Origin of the sequence: Chryseobacterium culicis, assembly GCF_002979755.1 — a bacterium.
GTDB classification, from domain to species: domain Bacteria; phylum Bacteroidota; class Bacteroidia; order Flavobacteriales; family Weeksellaceae; genus Chryseobacterium; species Chryseobacterium culicis_A.
Map to the genome: position 1 here is coordinate 2,568,356 of NZ_PCPP01000001.1, position 20,609 is coordinate 2,588,964.

Consider the following 20,609-nt stretch of genomic DNA (forward strand, 5'->3'; position numbering starts at 1 on the left):
TTTCCTCTATATAATATTAAAACTAACTCGTATGTTCACATGCTTAAAGCTGGAATCATTGACTCCACTAAAGCCCTTGAAAACGCAGCTTCTGTATCTGGAATGCTTTTAACAACTGAATGTGTTATCACTGAAGTGAAGAGCGCTGAACCAGCTATGCCAATGGGTGGTGGAATGCCAGGAATGATGTAACAACGTGTCGTTGAGACAATTTAATATACTAACCGTTCTACTTTGTAGAGCGGTTTTTTGATTTTGTATTACTTAATTTATAAATTTGAATCTTCTTCGAAATAAAAAACTAAAATTGAATCATTTTAAAACAGAACGAAAAGCTATTTATGATACAGCTAAATTCTTTAACGAATGTGGATGGTTTTTTCGTGAACAACCTATTTGTGATATAGGTGTTGATGCAATAGTAGAAACTCCAATAGATGAAAATGGGAAAATTAATATTTTTGCTTTACAAATTAAAGGTGGTGAAAGTAATTTTCAAAAAAAGAAAAATTATTTAACATTTTATTTTTCAGATAAGCATTTCCATTACTGGAATGCAATAAGTGAAAACTATCCTTTATTCATTATTCTCCAAGACCCAAAATCCGAAACTATTTATTGGCAATATTATAATCAATCCTTCATTTCGAAAACTCCTAAAAATTGGAAAATTGATATTCCAGAACACAATATTATTGATATAAATTCAAAACAAAAATTTTTGAATATTCTTCACAATCATAGACATTCTAACAATTTAATACTCCCACTTTCTAGTCTTTCAGTTAAACTAAAAAAAGAGGATATATTTATACACTTTACGATTAACGAAACTAATAATAGACTATATCTAAATGTTTTATACAAAAGAAGTTTTACAACATTAGATCTATTTTATAGACCTAAAAAGCAGGAATGGGATAAGGAAAAATCATTTCTAATCTGGGAAAATCAATATTATTATACCTTATTAAACTTTGAAAGATACATAAGATCAGAGTTTGAAAAAACAAAAAAGAATAAAATTTCTTTTATAAAACTTATGAATAGTCTAAATATGATCATTGATGGGAATATTGAAAACTTACAAGAGTTTTTGTTTAATTTTAAAAATAAAGATAACCAAATTCCAAAATATAAAGATTTTATAAATGCATTTGAAGAATACAGTAAGTTAAATAGAAAACAATATGAAGCTCAATCACTTGATTCGATAATAATCTTTAAAACAAAAGAAAATTGCTACGAAATTAGTTGCTATGAAAGTCTTACACAACATCTGAAAAGTTATATTGAAAACTATAGTTATTCTGAGATCTACACTGAAACGAATGAACATATATGGGGTGAAATTTACCTTGATGCAGGAATAGAAAAATCAAAATTTATTCCTGTGATGCAGAATGAATTAGAACGTTATTGGCAAGTATTATATAAAAGAATTAGAGAAGAAATTGGTAGGACTCAGCATTTAGATGAGTCAAAGGAACAATCTTGGAGAATGTTTAAGACTTTTTGTGATTTATATAATGATACAGGAAATATAATTGAGCTAGCTTATGATTTTGATGACATGGTTCTATATCCAATTGCTGTAATTTCTATGATGAAAATATTTAATCCAGAGGTATGTTATACTGAATATTGTGAATTAGAATTGGATGCAAGCGGTGAATGGGAGAGCATTTGCTTAGATGATGACAATTGGGAATCCCCAATCTTTCATATTAAGCCTTCTGAATTTTAAATTACAAAAACATAAAATCTTATCAATGAGCTTTCTTCTGTGTAAAGCGTTCCCTGCTGTACAAATTCACATGACTTTGAGCAAATAAAATAAGTAATTTGAAATCTGCCTGCTACGCTAAAACTGACGAGTATGTTCAAATGCTTAAAGCAAGAATCATTGACCCAACTAAAGTAACAAGAGTTGCTCTTGAAAATGCAGCTTCTGTATCTGGAATGCTTTTAACTACTGAATGTGTTATCACTGAAGTGAACAGCGCTGAACCAGCTATGCCAATGGGTGGTGGAATGCCAGGAATGATGTAACAAACGTGTCGTTGAGACAGATTAATATATAGACCGCTCTGCTTCTGTAGAGCGGTTTTTTATCTGTATTAGTTTTTTAACTATATTTGGCCCTCTAAATAAAACCATGAAAGCATACCATAAAGTTCTTAATTATAGAAACTTTAAACTTGAATCAAAGCTCTAAAAAAATTTAGCAATTAACTAAAATTGCATTCACACTATTTTTGCTTATAAATATTATATTTCCATGATCATACCTGATCACAATAAAAACGTTATAAAAAGAAAATCATAAATGAAAAAAATACTTTTACTATTTTTAATTACTATTAGTTTTAATCAAACATTTTCTCAGACTACTTGGGAGCTATTAAACCCCAAACCAACAACAAATACTGGAAAGCATATTGAATTCGTTTCTAGCAATAACGGTTTTATAATTACATCAAATGAACTCCTAGAAACTATAGATTCTGGTACAACTTGGACAAAAAAACAAAATATTACAAGTGGTAATGATATTAGTTTTAAGAATGGGATTGGCTATATTGTAGGGAATTCCGGTTATATTTTAAAGACCATAGATAATGGTGTAAATTGGCAACAAATATATACTGGTTTTAATGATTCTTTTAATACAGTAAATATTATAGACAATAACACAATTATTCTATCAAGCTCAAATAGTATTATTAAAACACTTGACGGTGGAATTACATGGTTAAGCTATGCTATTCCAAACGTAACGGTTGTCAAAACTGCCTTTACAAGTTCTCTGGTTGGACATGCTGTTTGTAATAACGGCAAGATACAAAAGACTATAGATGGTGGAAACACTTGGTACAATACTTATAATACTAATACATCCCCATCTAACTTTTTCACGGTTTATTTCATAAACCAGAATATCGGTTTTGCATCAAGACAACACGATTACTTATTTAAAACCACAGATGGTGGTGAAACTTGGACAGAAATTACAGGATCATTTGAAGCAATGTATGATTTTTACTTTTTAGATGAAAATAATGGTTTTGCTACAGGAGATCATGGAGCAACTTATAAAACGACTAATGGTGGAACTACTTGGAGTCAGATTTTTTTCCAAAACGGGTACATTGACAATACTTCAATGTATGGCATTTTCTTTCAGGACAGTAACAAAGGCTTTGCTACAGGGGCAAGAGGACGAATAATTAAAACCATAGATGGAGGAAACACATGGACACAACATTCGCCCACTTACAATGATTTTAAGCAACTACAAATAGTGAATAATAATGTTGGTTTTGCATTAACTAATAATCAATTTTACAAAACCAATAATTTTGGTGACACATGGACATTGGTTGGCATGTTAAATCTTGGCATTTCTGTTAATAGCAGTGATTTCACATTTATTAATGAAAACTTAGGATATGCAACTACTGGAGGATCATATGGCGGACATGTTTATAAAACAACTGATGGAGGATCAACATGGTCTATATTAAATAATGGAAATGATATTATAGACGAAGGGATAAGTTCAATTTGTTTTTTAGATGGTAATATTGGTTTTATTTCTGGTGGTTTTAACCAAAGAAAAGTCATGAAAACAACAAACGGAGGAAGCAGTTGGACACAGGTATCAAATCAATCCTTTGGAAATATTCAGTTTGTAAACTCGCTTGTGGGTTATGCTAATAGAATCGGGAATTATTATGGAGCGATGTATAAAACTATAGATGGAGGTAACACATGGAATCAACTCATTGAAGTAGCAGGAGATGGAATCAACTCTTTTCATTTTGTTGATGAAAATAATGGTTACTTTGCGGGAGATAATTCTCTATTTTACAAAACAACTAATGGTGGTGCAAGTTGGACACAAATATCAGTTCCTTACGGCTATTATACATTAACAAAATTTTACACCCCTAATATAGGATATATTGTAAATGAAAATGGTGAAATATACAAAACCATAAATGGCGGAATAAATTGGTCATCAGTAACAACTCAGTATCGCTTAAACTCTCTTGAATTAGTTAATAATTATATTTTCACAGCAGGAACAAATGGAAAAATATACAGAAGTTTTACCGGGTATACAGTTTTAGGTACATCAGAAAAAGAAACTGAAAAACAATTGGTTGTATATCCAAATCCTACCTCCGATTATGTCAATGTAAGTTTAAATGGTAAAGCCGAAAAAGTAGAATTATATAGTGCTGATGGAAGGTTTTTAACTCCTAAATTCATTACAAATACAAAAGATTTCATTAAATTAGATATGACTGATTTTTCTCTTGGAACATATTACCTAAAATTAACTTTCAAAAACAATAAATCCGTCACAAAGCAAGTTATTGTAAAAAAATAAAATACAATTACTGTTGGCACAAATCCTTGCAAAACAATATATTTTGGACACAACGCAAAAATCGACGAATAGTTCAATATACTTGAAGCAGGAATCATTGACCCAACTAAAGTAACAAGAGTTGCCCTTGAAAATGCAGCTTCTGTATCTGGGAGGTTTCTTACTACTGAATGTGTAAATTAATATACTAACCGTTCTACTTTTTGTAGGGCGGTTTTTTTATATTCGTAAAAAAAACATGAAAACCTTATTAGCCATAATTTTTATAACTGTTTCCCATATTCTTGTTTCCGGTCAAAGTAAAAATACTGTAAGTTGTAAAATAACCTATTTACCCACTATAAGATATGAGAATACATCAACCAAAATTTCAAAAGAGCAAGCACAGAAAATAGACAGTTTAATTCATCTTAAATCCTATAAAATTGCTTTTAGTGATAATGACTTAAAAATGATAAAAGAGCTTTATGAGAAAATTGATTTTCAGGGAAATAAAATTTATAAAATTTCAGAATCAGCATTTTTAACATTACTTAAAGAGAAAGAAATCACTATAGACTTTAATAGTATAAATTCTTTATCAGAAAAAAGTATTACTGATTTAATAAGCTCAGTGATTGATGGTTCTCCTTTTACTCTAACAGTAAGTACAAAAAATAATCACTTGACTTTTACAAATAATTTTTCCGGTATGCCAAGGGTAAAAGAATTACAGAAGTATCTTATTTTTTATTCTATTTATCATGAACTCACTTTTTGTAAAAATGATAATGAGCTTGTAAAGAATTATTTTTGGAAGGAAAGATTTAATGAAAAACATTATTTATTTCATGGAGAAAATGGAATCTCAATAATTTAAATACACAAAGAAAATACGCGTATTAAGGTAATGGGTAATGGAATATCAGAAATGAAATGATGGTCAGCGACCGCAGCAAATTAATATACTAACCGTTCTACTTTGTAGGGCGGTTTTTTGTTTTATGGTTTTCCGTAAGGAAATAGTATATTTATATTTTATATTTAATGATTAATAAATAGATAGCTTAAAACCAAAACAACATTAGCAGAGTTATATATTGCCGTAATGCAAAAATTTGGATGTTAGCTATAATTATAAAACAATATAACCTACAAAATGAGTTTTAGACTAAACAAATTTCAAATTGAAGACTCTGATTTTGAAACCGAAGAAATTGATTTAATTAATTTCAAAAATGATTTAAAGACAAACCATTTCACAGTAATAGTTGGAAATAACGGTACAGGAAAAAGTCGACTTCTTGGAAGTATCGCAAAAGCATTAAAAAATGACTTTCGTTCTAGAAGTTCTAAATATTATTTTTTTTCAAAATTTGAAAAGTCGAGTGAAACCTCAAGAGTTATTTCAGTATCAAATAGCTTGAATGATAAGTTTCCTTTAGATAATATTTATTCTGGTTTTAGAAGAGATGGCATCGAATATTCAAATCAAGATTACATTTATTTAGGCACAAAAACTAGATTAGGTTCTACAAATAGGGTTTTAATAAGAAGGGCGATTGATATTTTATTAGAAAACTATTCCAATAAATTTGTGGCAAAATGTTATAGACATATATTTGACTATTTAGATTTCCATCCTGTAATTAAATTAGAGTACAATATAAGTTCAATAAATAGCAGTCTTAAAATAAAAAAGCCAATCACAAAAAAAGATTTAATTGACTTTATTACAGATAAAACCACTTATGGAAGTGTAAATAATGTTATTTACAATAAATTTTTAGAAGAGTATGAAAATAGATTAGAAGAAATTTGTCAATTTCTTAATAACTTAAATGAAAGGAAAGACTTTAGTCTTGAAATAAATTTTTCAAATTCAAACATTCAAAAAATTGATAAAAACAATTCATTATACGAGAATGATTTAAAATCTTATGAAATTTTAAATTTACTTAGAAAGTTGAATTTAATTAGATCGTTTGACATTCTTTTATTTAAAAAAGATACAAATAGACCATTCAATATAAATGATGCAAGTTCGGGTGAAGCTAGTATTTTGATTACTTTAATTGGATTGATTCCATTAATTGAAGATAATTGTTGCATATTGATAGACGAACCAGAGATAAGTTTACATCCAAGTTGGCAATATAGATATATAGATTTACTTAATCAAATCTTTGAAAATTTTAAAGGTTGCCATATTATTATAGCAACACATTCTCATTTTATTATTTCAGACTTACCATTAGAAAGTTCTACAATAATAAGTTTAAAAAAAGTAAATAATAAAGTTACTTCTACAGTATTAGAGTTTAATACATTTGGATGGTCTGCAGAAGATATTTTATTAAACGTGTTTGAAATGCCAACAACAAGAAACTACTACATTTCAAATATTGTAGCTGAAGCACTAAAACTAATTTCTGTTAATAAAACAAAAACAAAAACATTTAAAGAAATTATTGGGACTTTGGTGAAATTAGAGAATCAGTTTAAAGAAGAAGATCCTTTAAAACTTGTCATTCACACTATTATAAATATTGACAATAAGCATGAGTGATAAAATTAATAATCATTATATATTTGACAAAAAAGATAACTCAATTATTAAAAGTAATTTTAATACCTACTTAGATTGGGATAAGGCTTGTTTTGATGATTTAAAGGATAAAGTCAAAATATTCTTACGAAATGAACAAAAGAACAAATGTTGCTATTGCAAAAAAGAATTAAAATTCGACTTGAAGGATGTTGATATTGAACATATTATTCCAAAATCAACTTATAGTAAATTCACATTTCACAAATATAATTTAGCATTATCGTGTCCAGCTTGCAACACAATTAAAGGCAGTAAAGAAGTTCTTAAAAAAGCAGTTATAAACTACCCAAGAGATTCTAAGCATTTAAAAATTATCCATTCGCATTTTGATAATTATTCTGAACATATTAGAATTGAAAATGATTGCGTATTTATACCTTTAACAAAAAAAGGTAGTGAAACTATCACAATATGCGAATTATATAGATTAATAACTGTTGAACAGAAGGCAAAAGAAAGCTTAATTAAAAAAAGTGATAACAAATTACTAAAAGATGTTTTAAAATTACCAAAAAAAGAGAAAGTAAAATTAATTAATGAATTATTACAACGAGACCTAAAATAACCACGCCTAACAAGAGTTTTGCAATAGTGTAGCGAAACTGCAAAGTTCAACAGTAGTTCTTCGATTCAACTTTTGTCTAAAATTGAACATCTGTGCTGATTACCCCACGTTAACTGATAGGTTAGTTAATAAAACTAAGTCCTAGCTCTTGCTAGGATTTTCTTTTTATTTCTATTTCCTTTACAAATTCGTATTTTTCTTCCAAAATCGGCTGTTCTGGCCAGAAGTCTTTTGGAGAGCACCCTAAAGCTTTCGATATTAAGTTTAGGCTTTTAATATTATATTTTGCAGTTTTGGAATGTGCTTCAATATCTGAAATATAACTTGTACTCTTACCAATTGCTAAAGAAAGTGAAGTTTGGCTAATACCTCTCTGTTCTCTTATTTCTTTCACTTTTGAAATTATAAATCGTTCTATTTCGTCTAAAGAATCATGCATAATGACAAAGTGAGCCAAAAACAAAATAAAAAACTAAGGACTATAATCCTGTATATTGAAAATATTATTATATTTGGAAAAGATTGCTCATTAGAGTAATTTTGCGATACTTCAAAGAATAATAGAAGCTATTGCTTAGAATCTCGAACAGAAAACTGGTAATTTTTAGCATACGAGACGATAAGCAGGAAGCTCACGACCTAGGCGTGGGCTCTCTTATCTGTATGCATGGTATACCAGTACCTCTGTTCGGATATTGTAGAGTCTCATGCCGTTTTTATTTTCATGCTGTTCTGCTTTCTACAATCATCTTTTTCTAAGCCTGCTTTTACCACATAAAGTATCATGATACGGTACAATGGGATGTACAATCCATTGCTGCTTTCGGGCTTTTAGAAAAACACAAATTCTATCATATTCATTTGCTTGTATGGGCAGAAAGTTCAGGGCTTCCTCCTTTATGGCCAGTAGAATCGTACAATAAAACCAAAAAATATAACCATTAAGAAAAATAAATAGAATAAGGTAAGTTAAGATCCATCAAAGATGGATGAAGCATCCCGCTGAACACATAGCTTCAGCTATGATCTTAATGATTCTTAATCCCTTAAAACTCTTAATGGTTCAAAAAAATTGTACAACAATTAATCATTTAAAAATCACTAAAAAAATACAAACTCATGAAAAAAAACAGAACAGACTTTCAGTCCCGGCTGGGAAAAAGCCACAAAAAATACTTCGGCTTACAGCTGATGGAAAACTATTTTCAGTTCAATGACCTTACAGCATCCAAAGAACAACTAAACAGCATTATGAATTATGCTCTCAAACGAAATAGCCGGATACAAGAAGATCCGTCCGTCATTCTTCATTTTTACCAGGCGATGCGGTCATTCATCCGTGCAGGTTCCTTCATAGCGATGAAGGAAAAGAAAGGGTTCATAAATACTCCGTTGGAAGAAGTCTCTCCAGTAGTTCTTGGCTTACTTTCTGAGAAAGAATACCAAAATCCTCTGTTGGTCTTCAAAAAAGCATTCAGAGAATACAGCATACAGGAGTTTGATTATTTTATATCCGGGATGGCCTACTTCTCACTTGGAGTATATCAAAATCTTCCGGAAAGGAATATGATAAACCCATATATTCATCTGATCAAAATGCTAGATGCAGCGTATCTTCTTCTTGAAAGGAGAAAGGAGAAAGAAGAAATAAAGATGGAAATTCCGGGCTCAAATCAACATTATCATGATAGTATATAATTTATATGGGTACAATATGTAAATTTGGGCCTTATTAAACACTCAACATACTGTTATCAAAATGAAATTAAACATTAAACTTTTCTCCATCTTTATTCTTCTTCTGGTTTCCACCTTTTCTTTTGCCCAAAAGAAGACTCCTTTTCAAATCAATGGAGAGTTATTTGAAATTCCTGGAAAATGGGAATATAAAAATCAACTGAAATCATCCGGACAATTTCACTTAAGCAATAAAGACGAAAAAATAAATTTGCTGATTTCAGTAAGAAAACCTGAGAAATTTGAGTTTTATAAAGAGGGGCTAACAGAAAAAGAATTGCTGAATGCATTTTACCAATGGGAATATGATTACTGGGCATCTTCCAATGGAGTGAAAGCTGAAGTTTCTGAAGTAAAGCGAAACGAAGAAAAAAATTATATTATCTGGAAAATTATCATAAAAGATAAATCTCAGGATGTTAGTAAGGACCTTATTTCCTATTTACTGTATGCCGTTAGAAACAACAATCTTATTTCATTCAATCTAACCAATAATACAGATAAGAAGAATCCCTTAACTGAAACGGAATCGGTTAAACTTCTTGAACAGACTTATTTGAAATAAAAACAACACTAATAACCAACCCTTCATGAAACTCTATACTTTAATAGCAATACTCTTCTTGCTATCCTTCAGCTGTACAAAAAAAGACCCATACCGTGTCGGTCAGCAATGGAATTACAAAACCCGTCCTACGGAAAAAAGCTCAATCCTTACCATTCTAAAGATTGAAGAATATCCTGAAACCGGAAAAGTGATTCATATTTCTATCAGCGGTTTGAAGATGAAAAACCCTGCCAGCCCCACCGGTTATGCAGAAACCCTCACCCATATTCCCATATCAGAAGAGGCATTAGACAAAAGTGTCACCAGTCTGAAAAACGAAACCGGAAAAAAGCCAGACTCTCTTGAAATGGGCGGTTATTCTTACTGGAAAAAAGAGTTCGACAAAGGAGATGCAGGAATATTCACCATTCCCATTTCTGAGATTGTAGGAGCAATGGAAAAATCTATTGTTGCAGGGGATTATACTCAATAAAAACTTTTGTACATTTTCCTCCATGAAAAACTTTATACTGCTATTGTTTTGTTTTGCACTTTTATATTCCTGTGGTAAGAAAAATGGTGATCACAAAATTGAAAAACCTAAACCTGTTCTGATCAAAATAGGATACTACCCTACGTTTCATCTTCCTGCTGAAACCATCTTAAATTTTAACGAAAAATATTTGATTTTTTACAGCCCCGTTTCTTATAATCCTCCACCACCTCCGCCTCCATCAAAGGAAAATGGAGAAAAATGGAGTGCCGAAGAAGAGAAAGAACATCTGGAATACCTCAATGAAAGGCCGGAACTGCAACCTTTTAAAATTACACTTTCTCAAAATGATATCGACCGAATTCAACGAATATCAGGTTCCTTCACTTCAGAAGATTTTAATGATAAAGATTTAAAACCCGCAATGGATGGGATGTCAACAAACATTATCATTGTATACTCCAATGGAAAATTAGTTCAAATCAACCCGATGAACGCTCCCAATGAAAAGCAAAGGGCATTATATGGAGAGATTCTAAATCTCCTCATAGAAAAGAATACGAATAAGAATGATGCTGTTATTTTACAGAAAATAAAAGGATATCACTGATTGATAACCCCATTCTTCCAATGCTCCCGACTTTGCACCAATAAAATACATCACCAAAGTCACAGATTTCGGACAATAAACCACCCTCAACCTCTTCCGGAACCCCCTCCAGACACTTTCATAACTTCCTCCAGACCCTTTATCAAGGGTCTCCAGCCACTTCCGAACGGCCTCTAGCGCCTTCACAAAGTGCCTCCAACCCCTTCTATAAATCCCTAAAGCCCCTTGGGTAAGTAGCTGTACCCCCTTCGGAACGGCCTGTACCCCGTTGAACAAATGGGTAGAGCCCCTTATGTAACCCCCTTTACCCCCTTAGGTAAGGGGGTAGCTGTACCGGATGATGATAGGCAGCGTGTGAATAAAGCCGGCATCTATAACAAACTAACAGAAAGGAATATGATAAACCTATATGCCTGATGCAGCGTATCTTATTATCTCTATTTACATTTGAACCTATAGATACTCTCACATGTTCATTTAATAGCTAAATTTGGATGTTGGTAACAAAAAAAACAAATTAAGAATGAAAATTAATTGCAACAAATGTAAAAATGAAGTGATTCCTCTAAACTTTTCTGAAGAACAAAAGCTTGATTGAAATTCAATTAAAATAATAACTGTTGCTAACATGAGTTTGCATCATTGTAGAAGGCAGTAACCTCGCTCCACAAAGTCTCCCGGCTTTGCAGAAATAAAATAAAATCCACCACCGCACTAATTTTTATCCTCAAACTTTCTCTTATCTTTGTTTCAACAACGATCTGATCAATGCTGACGACGTAACCAAAAACAAAATATGGCAACAAAAGAAGAATTCTGGGACAGGAAAAAGAAATTAAATGATGATTTTTTCGTGATGGGCTCCGTGGCCCATCCTGCAACTGAAGAACAAATCAGAAAATATGAAGAAAGCACAGGATTTACCTTCAGTGAAGATGTTAAGGATTTTCTGACCTCATTCGGGTCCTTACTTCTTGAAGTGAAAGAAGAGGTCTGGAAACGTCCCCAGGAATTTGATGTTCTGCCAAGCTGGAAATTCGGATATGGATTTTTTGTGTACGGACTTTCGCAGGATGAAGAAATGCCTTCCTGGATGGGATTTGAAGAAAAACATCAGGAAGCCCTTGAGTATAAAGAAAAGCCATTGGGACAACTGTTTTTCAAGCGCAGTGGAAATCTCTACAGGGCATATACCGACAACGGAATCATAAAAATTGAGTATGATAAATACGACGAGGAAGATTATGAAGTATTTGAAGGAAATATTTATGATTTTTTAATTGAAGAAATTAATAATTTAGAACAGGATTATCTGGAATACATTAATGAAGAAAAATCCTGATGTATTCACAACCTTATAACTTCTGACTTTACAACTATAAAACAAAAACACTAAACTTTATACCATTGAAAACAAAATTATTATTCCTTTCATTTTTAGGATCAATACTAGCCCATACACAAACACTCCATTTTAAGAACCTTAAAGATATGTCTACAGGCAGAGGTGCTGCAACCAGCGTAATTGTGGATGATAATATCTATGTGAGCAACGGGTATCAGGACAAGGGAGGTAACGCCAATTATATTGAGAAATATAATATTACGAATAACAAATGGAGTGTTCTCAATACTACTCTGCTTTCTAAAAAATTTGCTAATTCGGAGACGTACCATAATAAAATTTATATTTTTAACGGTTGGGGAAACAGCCATCTTGAAATTGTAGATCTTGCAACCAATACCATAACGAAGGGCGCTGTTAATCGTTCCTATACAGGACATGCAGGTTCTGCCATTCATAACGGCAAAATATATGTGTTTGGGGGCAGCGGACTCAACGGAGCGAAAACCACTGTATTTTCTAACAGATTCCAGTATTATGATATTGCTTCCGATACATGGCATCCATTACCCGATATGCCCACAGCTAGAGAAACAAAGGGCAAAATTGTGAATGATAAGCTTTATGTCATTGGTGGTTTTAACGGTACCTCATCCCGACTTATTAATGTTTACGACCTCAACACGAATCTCTGGACCGATCAATATACGATGCCCGCCGGGATATCGGGACACTCATTAGCCGTATCCGGAGACAAGATTTTTATTGCAGGAGGGTATAATAATCAAACTTTTCTCGCCTATTTTGATACAACCACCAATAAATTCCATCCGCTATCATCCAACATGATTCCCAGAAGACATGCTGTAGCAGAGGTACATAACAATACTTTATACATTATCGGCGGAAGTACGACATCTATCACCAAATCAGCGATTAAAAGTATACAAGCAGCTGATATTAGTGAAAATGCACTCTCTTCAAACGCAGCCAATGAAAATTATGAAACTAAAACAAGAGTCTATACTAATGCACAAAAAGACGGTTTTGTCATCAGTAATAAAAATAACAGCAATCAGTTTGAATTTACCGTTTACTCCACAGATGGAAAGGAAATACACAAAGGTTTTGCCTATTACAACAGAAATATAGATTTATCCAGAGTACAAAAGGGAACTTATATTTTTAGTTTTAAAGATGAGAAAGGGGTTTTGCAGCAGGTTAGAATTGTAAAATAATAATATGCGAAAAAAATTGTTATCAATTCCATCATTCGCTTCAAAAATAATCCTGAAAACGAATTAATATTATACATGTCAGGAATGCAGAATATACTCTGCAAAAGATATAATTCAATAGTAAACATCAACATGAGAATTCTCCTCCTATTTCTTTTTTTCCCATTTCTAAGCTTTGCTCAAGATAAATTTGAGTATAAAAAAGATTTTGAGAAAATACTTAAAGAAACAAAAAATATAAAATCAGAGCTTTATTATGATAATTTATTAGACAGATATAATAAAATAGACACAACACTCACAGATAAGCAGGTACTGGCTTTACTAATTGGTTTTACAGATAATAAATTTTATAAACCCTATAAAGATCTTGAATTTGGAAAAAGATTATATCAATTGAATACAGAAAAGGAATATGAGAAAGTAATTCAGCTGGGTGATGAATTTTTGAAAACCCACCCTTTCGACCTGAAAACACTTTTCGAAACATCCTATGCCTATTTTAAAACTGACCATAAAGAAACAGCAGATCAATATCTATTGAAAACAAGAATAATATTTCATGCGATGGCCTACAGCGGGCAGGGATTTAGTCCTGATGAACCAACATTTGCATTAAATCCTAGTGATGGGCAGGATTATTTAAGAAAAGGGTTTAATATGAAGATTGGAAAAATGGGGTCTGGAAAGGATAAAAATGGTTATTTTCTGGATATTCTTGATATTAATTTCGACAATGGAAATACAACAAGTATGTACTTCATCATACCTCATGCAACAAAAAAAATGTTTGAATAGATTTTCTTGTTATTCGTAGATTTGGGAACTAATAATCATGATATGAACGCTCAGGAACTTCAAACATTACTCACCGAAAGAGCTGAAAAATTCCATCTCAAAAATGAAGCATTTCACACCATCCACAAAATACTCTCAGAGGATCCTGATGAGCTTATAGGAGGCTTTGCCCGGCATGAAATTACTTTTGTATTTGAGGGATACCAATATCTGATTGAACAGCGATACCAGGAACCTATTATCCGGGCAAGAATAAGTCTTTGTGTGGAAAACGAAATCTATCTTAAAAACCTGGAATCCATCGGGTATTATGATCTTGAAATGGATTTTGATGGCGAAATAGTGGACGACTGGTTTGTCATTGAGAAGGAAAAATACCTGAAAGATATCGGAATCATATCCTATTTTCAGGAGATGAACAAAAAGATGCCTCCTCAATATTTACGTAGAAACCACAGTGAATATAAATTTGTTTCTTACATCTCCCTGATTGGAACACTCTTCATCAGCAAAGAATTTGAAGGGGCCGGAGTATTTATCAACAGAGCCAACACTTATTTAAATGATACCGATAATGTGTTACCAGATAAAGATTATTTAAAAAAATGCCGGTATTTCCTGAAAATAATGACCCGCTACTTACTAGAAAACAATTTGTTATCAGAAGGTTTGAAACAAAGATTGATCGATAATAACAAATGAATACACCGGATCTTGTATCAATATTAGAAGAAATGTTATGAAAAAAAGACAATTTAAAAAACTGGACAATTCAATTTCAAGTTTTCAATGGATAAAAAAGAAAAGTGAAAAATATTGGCAGAAAGTAGATCTGATGGAATGCTGGGGATTCCAGATTCAGGAAGGAAGCAAATGGAAAAAAGGATTGTCAGAGTCTGAATTGGAAGATTTTCAGAAACAACTGAACATCACTTTTCCGGAGTCATTAAAGAACTATTACCGGACGATGAATGGACTTGATAAACCGGGAATAGATAATAATGGTGGTGAAGGAGAAATTGATTTTGGTCCTACCTTTTATTCATATCCTGAGGACATTCCCCTCATAAAAGCAAGAATTGAATGGATAATGGAAGCCAATCGTGTGACAGAAGATATTTTGAAGAATCAAAATGTTCCTCCAATTATTCCCTATTTAGGACATCGGTTTTTAATACTGGATCATGAAGAACATGTACTTTCAATGTATGGCGATGATATTATATTCTGGGGCGGTAATTTATCAAAAGGAATTGCAAAAGATATTTTTCCAATTCGTCATGCTGAAAAAAAGAAAATTGATACAAGCTCATTTTGGAACAAAAAAATAGGTCGCTATTAAGCTTAGTTTAATTTAGCTATATTAAATAAATTTTCCCACACGAACTAATACATTAAGCTCTTTAGCCAGAAACAAACTATGGAAATTAAAGCTGCCCTCGAAAAATATAAAATCATTGGCAAATACTTTGATCCTGATTATGAACGGGAGAATGAAGCCTTGACTGAATTCAAAGCAAACAATCAAAATTTATCGGATCAACAAACAGCTGAATTACTAGATCTTCTTCAAAGTGATTCTGAAATGCCCGACAAATATTTTGTTGCTGACTTACTTTATTTATACAACAGCTTCAGTAGAGATCTATTTGAGTCTCTATTAACAACAGCAATACATTATAAAGATCCTAGTTTCAACAGAATATTTCTGATACCTTGTCTGAATGCATTTGGAACTAAAGCTGTTGCCAATTACCTTGCTGATCAATTCAGCAAAGGAGACATCATCGAGCGTATAGGGATTTCTAATTTGATATACTGGCTAAAGCCACAAGGAAATGGCGAAGCAGATCAATTGCATCATACTATTTTAGAAAAAGCCAATAACACCTCCAATTTAATTGAGCTTTATCATTATAAGTTACAATATAGAAACAAGCTCAATCATATCACTAAAATACCGGACAATGCTGAAAATCTTATTAAAGCTATTAAGGGGAATAAAGAATATGAAGAACTATTATTTGACAAGCTTGGCTGGATAAAAAAAACCCAAATACTCATCGAAAACAAAGGAATACAAACAGACCTGTTTTACGTTCCTCCATTTACACTCAATGAAGGGGAAATTATTATTATAAATCTTTTCCACGGACCACACTTTTATGAAACGGAAATGTTTCTTAAAGATCTATTTTGTGGTAAAACAAACCATGAAAGTTTTATCATCCACAAAAAGATGACTTTTGCTGAACATTTCAGAGAATCAAATTTTAGAGACATTTTTTATCCTATGACGGTGGGAAAATATTTAAGAAAGAACACCAACCCAGCCAGTCCCTATGCAGCAAAAATTTATGAAACGGAATGGATAAACAAAAAAATAAAAGTAAATAGTATTACAGGTAACCCAAGACGATTATTAACTTTATATGCAACGCTTTCGAAGACAAATAATATTGTTTTTGATTTAGCAGGTCTAGATCCTGAGGGAGCGAAAGAAACTTATAAAATAGTAAAGGAAGCAGTAAAAAAAGGAGGTTCAGCCATTTTACTTGATGGATATGATGATATGAAAAACGACTGTACAAAATATATTGAACTGCAATGGAAACAAGCATAACTTCTCTAAATAACAACATGAAAAAAGCATTTGAATTCCTTACCCATTTAAAAGAAAACAATAATCGTGAATGGTTTGCTCAACACAAATCCGAATACGACATCATTGTAAAAGAAAACAAAGTTTTTTTTACTCAGATTTATAATACCCTTCAGGAGCATGATCAGCTTAAAGGAATCCATATTTTCAGGATTTATAATGACGTTCGTTTTTCCAAAGACAAGACACCGTATAAATCCTATCTCGGAGTGGGATATTCCCGTTCAAAACCTATGCTGAGAGGCGGATATTATATTCAGCTGGAACCGGGTAACAGTTTTGTAGGAGGTGGTTTTTGGGGTCCGGAAGCCAAAGATTTACTTCGTATCCGTAAAGAATTTGAAATCAGCAGTACAGAAATTGAAAAAATTATCTCTGACAAAACTTTTATACAATATTTTGGAGAACTTAAAGGTGACGCTGTAAAAACAGCCCCACGAGGTTTTGATAAAAATCATCCGGCTATAGATTTGATCAGAAAAAAGCAGTTTCTGGTGATGCGGAAGTTTACCGATAAGGAAGTTTTATCAGACAATTTTCAAAAAGAAGCCCAGCAAACCTTACTTGCCATGCGTCCTTTTTTTGATTATATGAGTGAAGTGCTGACCACGGATTTGAACGGGGAACCTTTGTTTTAAAATAAGAAGTTTTTTATGTACTCTATATGAGAAAAGAGGAGTTCAGAAAGTAAAATATTCAAGATTAAACAATCGAATAAAAAATAATATTATTTCTTCAAAAAATGAAATGGATCCTGCAAATTTTAATTTTATCCATCATTGATTTTCTCGTTATCTGGACCTGGTTCTACAATATTGATCCAGATCCCAGCATTTCAATTGCAGTTGTAATAATTTACCCCGTGTTATTTTTCAGTAATCTGCTGGCAGGAGGTATTTTGTGGATAACAAAGAAAAGAAACTTATCATTGTTGTTTATCATCAATTCTGTTGTCGCCGTTGTGATCGCCAGTTTTCTTTGGTCAAATGCTATCAGAAGACACCAAAATCGAATTTGGATCAGCTATAGCTTTCCTCACAATGCAAAAAATTATCATATTGACATTCACAAACCCAATAATACATTTACAATCACAGAATATGATAATCCGGGAAGTTCCTGGATATTTCAGGAAGGAATTTGCACTTATGAAAGCGGAAAAATAATTTTAAAAACAGATTCTACCCTATATAATATTGAACACAATGTATTAATAGGATTTACAAAAAATAAAATTCAGCTAAAAAAGGAATAACAACCCTTTATAAAACATGTTCCAATAAAGCCATGAAAAAAACATCCTTATTTATTTTCGCTTCTTTTATACTATTGTGTTGTTCTGATAATTCAATACGGTCACTAGATTTTGGTGATTTTAGATTAAAGGCTCCAGGAAGCTGGAAAAAATTGAAACCGGAAGCTTGTGATAGTAATGCTGGAATTATCATTACAAAAAATAATGATTCGATTTTTTATGATTACGGACCTTATTCCTATTCATTAGAAGAAAATATCACGATTATTAGCAGAAGAGATGTCAACGAACTTCTAACGGTGAATCCAAAGGCTGATACAACAGAATTTATTATCATTGATAAAAATTCAAAGAGAGAAGATTTTGTAAAAAGTAAAATAACCTATAAAAAAATTGATGGGTACAAGGCTAAAATAGTAGAGCCCAAACAAGTGGGAAAAGGAATGACAGGAATTTATATCGACAGCCTCAAGACTGAATCAATAGGAAAAATCAGATTCAATCTATATGGTACAAATCTGAAGAAAGAAACTCAGATAGAACTTTTACAGGCAATTCAAACATTACAGTTCAGAAAATAATATTTGAAGTACAGAAAAAAATAAGCGTCTCTTTTTTTGTATTTTACCCCAATTAAAAACAACCCATGAAAATAAAAATCCTTCTACTCCTTTTATTCATTGTCAATGTTGTCAAGGCACAAATCACAGAGAAAATCACCATTCCTTCCGGTGTGGTTTATCACTATGCTGATGATAAAACAAATGAGAAAGCAAAAAAAATGCTTACTGAGAGCCTTACCAATACAGCCAATAATGATCTATTGGGGAAAAATTTAATTATAGGGCCAACTCTTTGGAAAAGATTTAAAAATATTGAAAGCTTAAAAACGATACCTGACAGTTTGATTTTCCACATAGATGATATGGAAATCGAAGGGAAAATGGCAAAGAAACTGGATGACTCAAAAAAGATATGGAATGAATTTAAAAAAGAAGTTTCCGGAAATTATCAGATCAGAAAAGCCAATGAAGATGAATTAAAATATTATTGGTCCACCATTTCGTTTGACATCCAGGAGCCTTTATTCATTCTGCAAACCGAAAATCATGATTACATCATAAATTTCCTGAAAGAAAAGCTGAAATTATTCTGGCTTGATGAGTTTCCCAATAAAAATGCTTACAACAATCCCATTGATAACGGAACCTATACAACGGATGGAGCTTTCAAAAAGTATAGAAATGGTAATGAAGTTTACATGACCGATAAGGGAAACAAGGAAACAAAACTTGAAAAAGTACTATTCTTAAGCAGTGAGCCTGAAATACAGGCCAATTCTTCCGTTGAGGATATTCAGGCTGTTATAGAAAAGACCAACAGAATCTTTGAGAACCTGTTTAAAAACTCTAAGAAAGAAGGAAAAATAATGGTTCAATTCGAATTAGGAAAAAAGAAGAATGACATCCAATATGCGGTTAAAGATGATCTGGATCTGGAAATTATGAAAGAATTCGAAAAACAGGTCAATGAAGAAAAATATCCCAATTCCAAGAAAAATACGGTGAAATTTCAGCTGATTTATAAGGTCAATTCTTATAATGATACAGAATAAGCGATCTTTTATTCTATTTCCCTATTCACTTATTTGTAATTTAGTCCCTTAGAAAAAACAAACCCATGAAACTGTATATTTTATTTTCTCTTCTTTTTATTTCCAGCATCGTAACCGGACAAGAGAAAGAATATCCATCCATCAAAAAAGGAGATTTTCCGGAAGGCGTTTATATGACACTGGAAGATGTTTTAAATAAAAAACCTTCTTCCACCGAAGAAGTATACTTCAAAGTCTGTGAAAAATGTGATTCTCTTGCTCTGCCGGAAAAGGCTCTGTTTTACTTTAAGCAAAAGAATAAAAGGGTTAAATTTCCGCTAGCCGTTTCGCATAAAGGAGAAATGTATTTTCAGACCTATAGAAAATATACCAACAGAGACGACAAAGGATATGATCCTGACCAATATTCAAGATTTTGTAAAGTCCTGAATTATGGAAGATTCATTTATTTTGAAGAAAATATGAAAGGTTTATGGTCTAAAGCATTCTTAGGGGCATTAAGTCCTCTTGCCTATTCTATCAATGGAAAAACTAAAGGAATTGTTTTAGATTTAGACAATAAAGAATTTAATATTCTCCAAGATTGTGATGATTTGAATGATTTTCTATCAGCCCATAATATTCCGCAAATCCCGTGTAACCCGGACGCGTATACCATTGGAGATTTGAGAGCAAAAATTGAAGAAATCAATCTGCCTTACCGATAGGTTTACATTTACAATATATTTAAAGCCGTTGTAAGAACGATTTTATTA

General features: G+C 32.0%; 21 protein-coding genes and 2 pseudogenes. 22 read left to right on the top strand and 1 reads right to left on the bottom strand.

Going from position 1 to position 20,609, the window contains the following annotated elements; translation table 11 throughout:
* Positions 1 to 9: 9 nt before the first annotated feature.
* The 7 genes and pseudogenes from groEL (CQ022_RS11585) to CQ022_RS11615 form a co-directional block, all read left to right on the top strand.
* Positions 10 to 192 (top strand): annotated as a pseudogene (gene groEL, locus CQ022_RS11585) (chaperonin GroEL); the annotation flags it as partial.
* 115 nt (positions 193 to 307) lie between these two features.
* On the top strand, positions 308 to 1,747 hold the full coding sequence (locus CQ022_RS11590; protein ID WP_165791609.1) for a DUF4365 domain-containing protein: 1,440 nt from the start codon (positions 308 to 310) through the stop codon (positions 1,745 to 1,747).
* Between the two features lie 116 nt (positions 1,748 to 1,863).
* Positions 1,864 to 2,052 (top strand): annotated as a pseudogene (gene groEL / locus CQ022_RS11595) (chaperonin GroEL); the annotation flags it as partial.
* A 277-nt stretch (positions 2,053 to 2,329) separates the two neighbouring features.
* On the top strand, positions 2,330 to 4,399 hold the full coding sequence (locus CQ022_RS11600; RefSeq protein ID WP_105681535.1) for a YCF48-related protein: 2,070 nt from the start codon (positions 2,330 to 2,332) through the stop codon (positions 4,397 to 4,399).
* Between the two features lie 238 nt (positions 4,400 to 4,637).
* Positions 4,638 to 5,258: a hypothetical protein gene (locus CQ022_RS11605; RefSeq protein ID WP_105681536.1), complete on the top strand. Its 621-nt coding sequence runs from the start codon at positions 4,638 to 4,640 to the stop codon at positions 5,256 to 5,258.
* Positions 5,259 to 5,537: 279 nt separating this feature from the next.
* Positions 5,538 to 6,947 (top strand): ATP-binding protein, encoded by a 1,410-nt coding sequence (locus tag CQ022_RS11610; protein WP_105681537.1) that lies wholly within the window; start codon positions 5,538 to 5,540, stop codon positions 6,945 to 6,947.
* A complete protein-coding gene (locus CQ022_RS11615; protein WP_105681538.1) occupies positions 6,940 to 7,554 on the top strand; it encodes an HNH endonuclease in 615 nt (204 codons plus the stop codon). Before CQ022_RS11610 ends, CQ022_RS11615 begins: the two co-directional genes overlap by 8 nt.
* Before the next feature lie 151 nt (positions 7,555 to 7,705).
* Here the strand turns inward: CQ022_RS11615 and CQ022_RS11620 are convergent, their stop codons facing one another.
* Positions 7,706 to 7,993 (bottom strand): helix-turn-helix domain-containing protein, encoded by a 288-nt coding sequence (locus CQ022_RS11620; protein WP_105681539.1) that lies wholly within the window; start codon positions 7,991 to 7,993, stop codon positions 7,706 to 7,708.
* 680 nt (positions 7,994 to 8,673) lie between these two features.
* On the opposite strand from CQ022_RS11620, the gene CQ022_RS11625 reads away from it, so the two are divergent.
* From CQ022_RS11625 to CQ022_RS11700, 15 genes are all read left to right on the top strand, one after another.
* A complete protein-coding gene (locus CQ022_RS11625; protein WP_105681540.1) occupies positions 8,674 to 9,252 on the top strand; it encodes a hypothetical protein in 579 nt (192 codons plus the stop codon).
* 61 nt (positions 9,253 to 9,313) lie between these two features.
* A complete protein-coding gene (locus tag CQ022_RS11630; RefSeq protein ID WP_105681541.1) occupies positions 9,314 to 9,856 on the top strand; it encodes a hypothetical protein in 543 nt (180 codons plus the stop codon).
* Between the two features lie 25 nt (positions 9,857 to 9,881).
* Positions 9,882 to 10,331: a hypothetical protein gene (locus CQ022_RS11635; protein WP_105681542.1), complete on the top strand. Its 450-nt coding sequence runs from the start codon at positions 9,882 to 9,884 to the stop codon at positions 10,329 to 10,331.
* Between the two features lie 22 nt (positions 10,332 to 10,353).
* A complete protein-coding gene (locus tag CQ022_RS11640; RefSeq protein ID WP_105681543.1) occupies positions 10,354 to 10,941 on the top strand; it encodes a hypothetical protein in 588 nt (195 codons plus the stop codon).
* A 796-nt stretch (positions 10,942 to 11,737) separates the two neighbouring features.
* Positions 11,738 to 12,283 (top strand): hypothetical protein, encoded by a 546-nt coding sequence (locus CQ022_RS11650; protein ID WP_105681545.1) that lies wholly within the window; start codon positions 11,738 to 11,740, stop codon positions 12,281 to 12,283.
* A 65-nt stretch (positions 12,284 to 12,348) separates the two neighbouring features.
* Positions 12,349 to 13,524 (top strand): kelch repeat-containing protein, encoded by a 1,176-nt coding sequence (locus CQ022_RS11655; protein ID WP_123864424.1) that lies wholly within the window; start codon positions 12,349 to 12,351, stop codon positions 13,522 to 13,524.
* Between the two features lie 132 nt (positions 13,525 to 13,656).
* Positions 13,657 to 14,322: a DUF4919 domain-containing protein gene (locus CQ022_RS11660; protein ID WP_165791610.1), complete on the top strand. Its 666-nt coding sequence runs from the start codon at positions 13,657 to 13,659 to the stop codon at positions 14,320 to 14,322.
* A 42-nt stretch (positions 14,323 to 14,364) separates the two neighbouring features.
* Positions 14,365 to 15,024: a hypothetical protein gene (locus tag CQ022_RS11665; protein ID WP_105720525.1), complete on the top strand. Its 660-nt coding sequence runs from the start codon at positions 14,365 to 14,367 to the stop codon at positions 15,022 to 15,024.
* 37 nt (positions 15,025 to 15,061) lie between these two features.
* Entirely contained in the window at positions 15,062 to 15,664 is a 603-nt protein-coding gene (locus CQ022_RS11670) for an SMI1/KNR4 family protein (protein WP_105681549.1), read from the top strand.
* A 78-nt stretch (positions 15,665 to 15,742) separates the two neighbouring features.
* On the top strand, positions 15,743 to 16,945 hold the full coding sequence (locus tag CQ022_RS11675; protein WP_105681550.1) for a hypothetical protein: 1,203 nt from the start codon (positions 15,743 to 15,745) through the stop codon (positions 16,943 to 16,945).
* A 17-nt stretch (positions 16,946 to 16,962) separates the two neighbouring features.
* Complete coding sequence (locus CQ022_RS11680; RefSeq protein WP_105681818.1) at positions 16,963 to 17,622, top strand: DUF2461 domain-containing protein; 660 nt, start codon at positions 16,963 to 16,965, stop codon at positions 17,620 to 17,622.
* Between the two features lie 104 nt (positions 17,623 to 17,726).
* Positions 17,727 to 18,239, top strand: a complete 513-nt coding sequence (locus CQ022_RS11685) for a hypothetical protein (protein WP_105681551.1) — start codon at positions 17,727 to 17,729, stop codon at positions 18,237 to 18,239.
* A gap of 32 nt (positions 18,240 to 18,271) precedes the next feature.
* A complete protein-coding gene (locus CQ022_RS11690; RefSeq protein WP_105681552.1) occupies positions 18,272 to 18,820 on the top strand; it encodes a hypothetical protein in 549 nt (182 codons plus the stop codon).
* Positions 18,821 to 18,885: 65 nt separating this feature from the next.
* Positions 18,886 to 19,854: a hypothetical protein gene (locus CQ022_RS11695; protein WP_105681553.1), complete on the top strand. Its 969-nt coding sequence runs from the start codon at positions 18,886 to 18,888 to the stop codon at positions 19,852 to 19,854.
* 65 nt (positions 19,855 to 19,919) lie between these two features.
* On the top strand, positions 19,920 to 20,561 hold the full coding sequence (locus CQ022_RS11700; protein ID WP_105681554.1) for a hypothetical protein: 642 nt from the start codon (positions 19,920 to 19,922) through the stop codon (positions 20,559 to 20,561).
* Positions 20,562 to 20,609 lie beyond the last annotated feature (48 nt).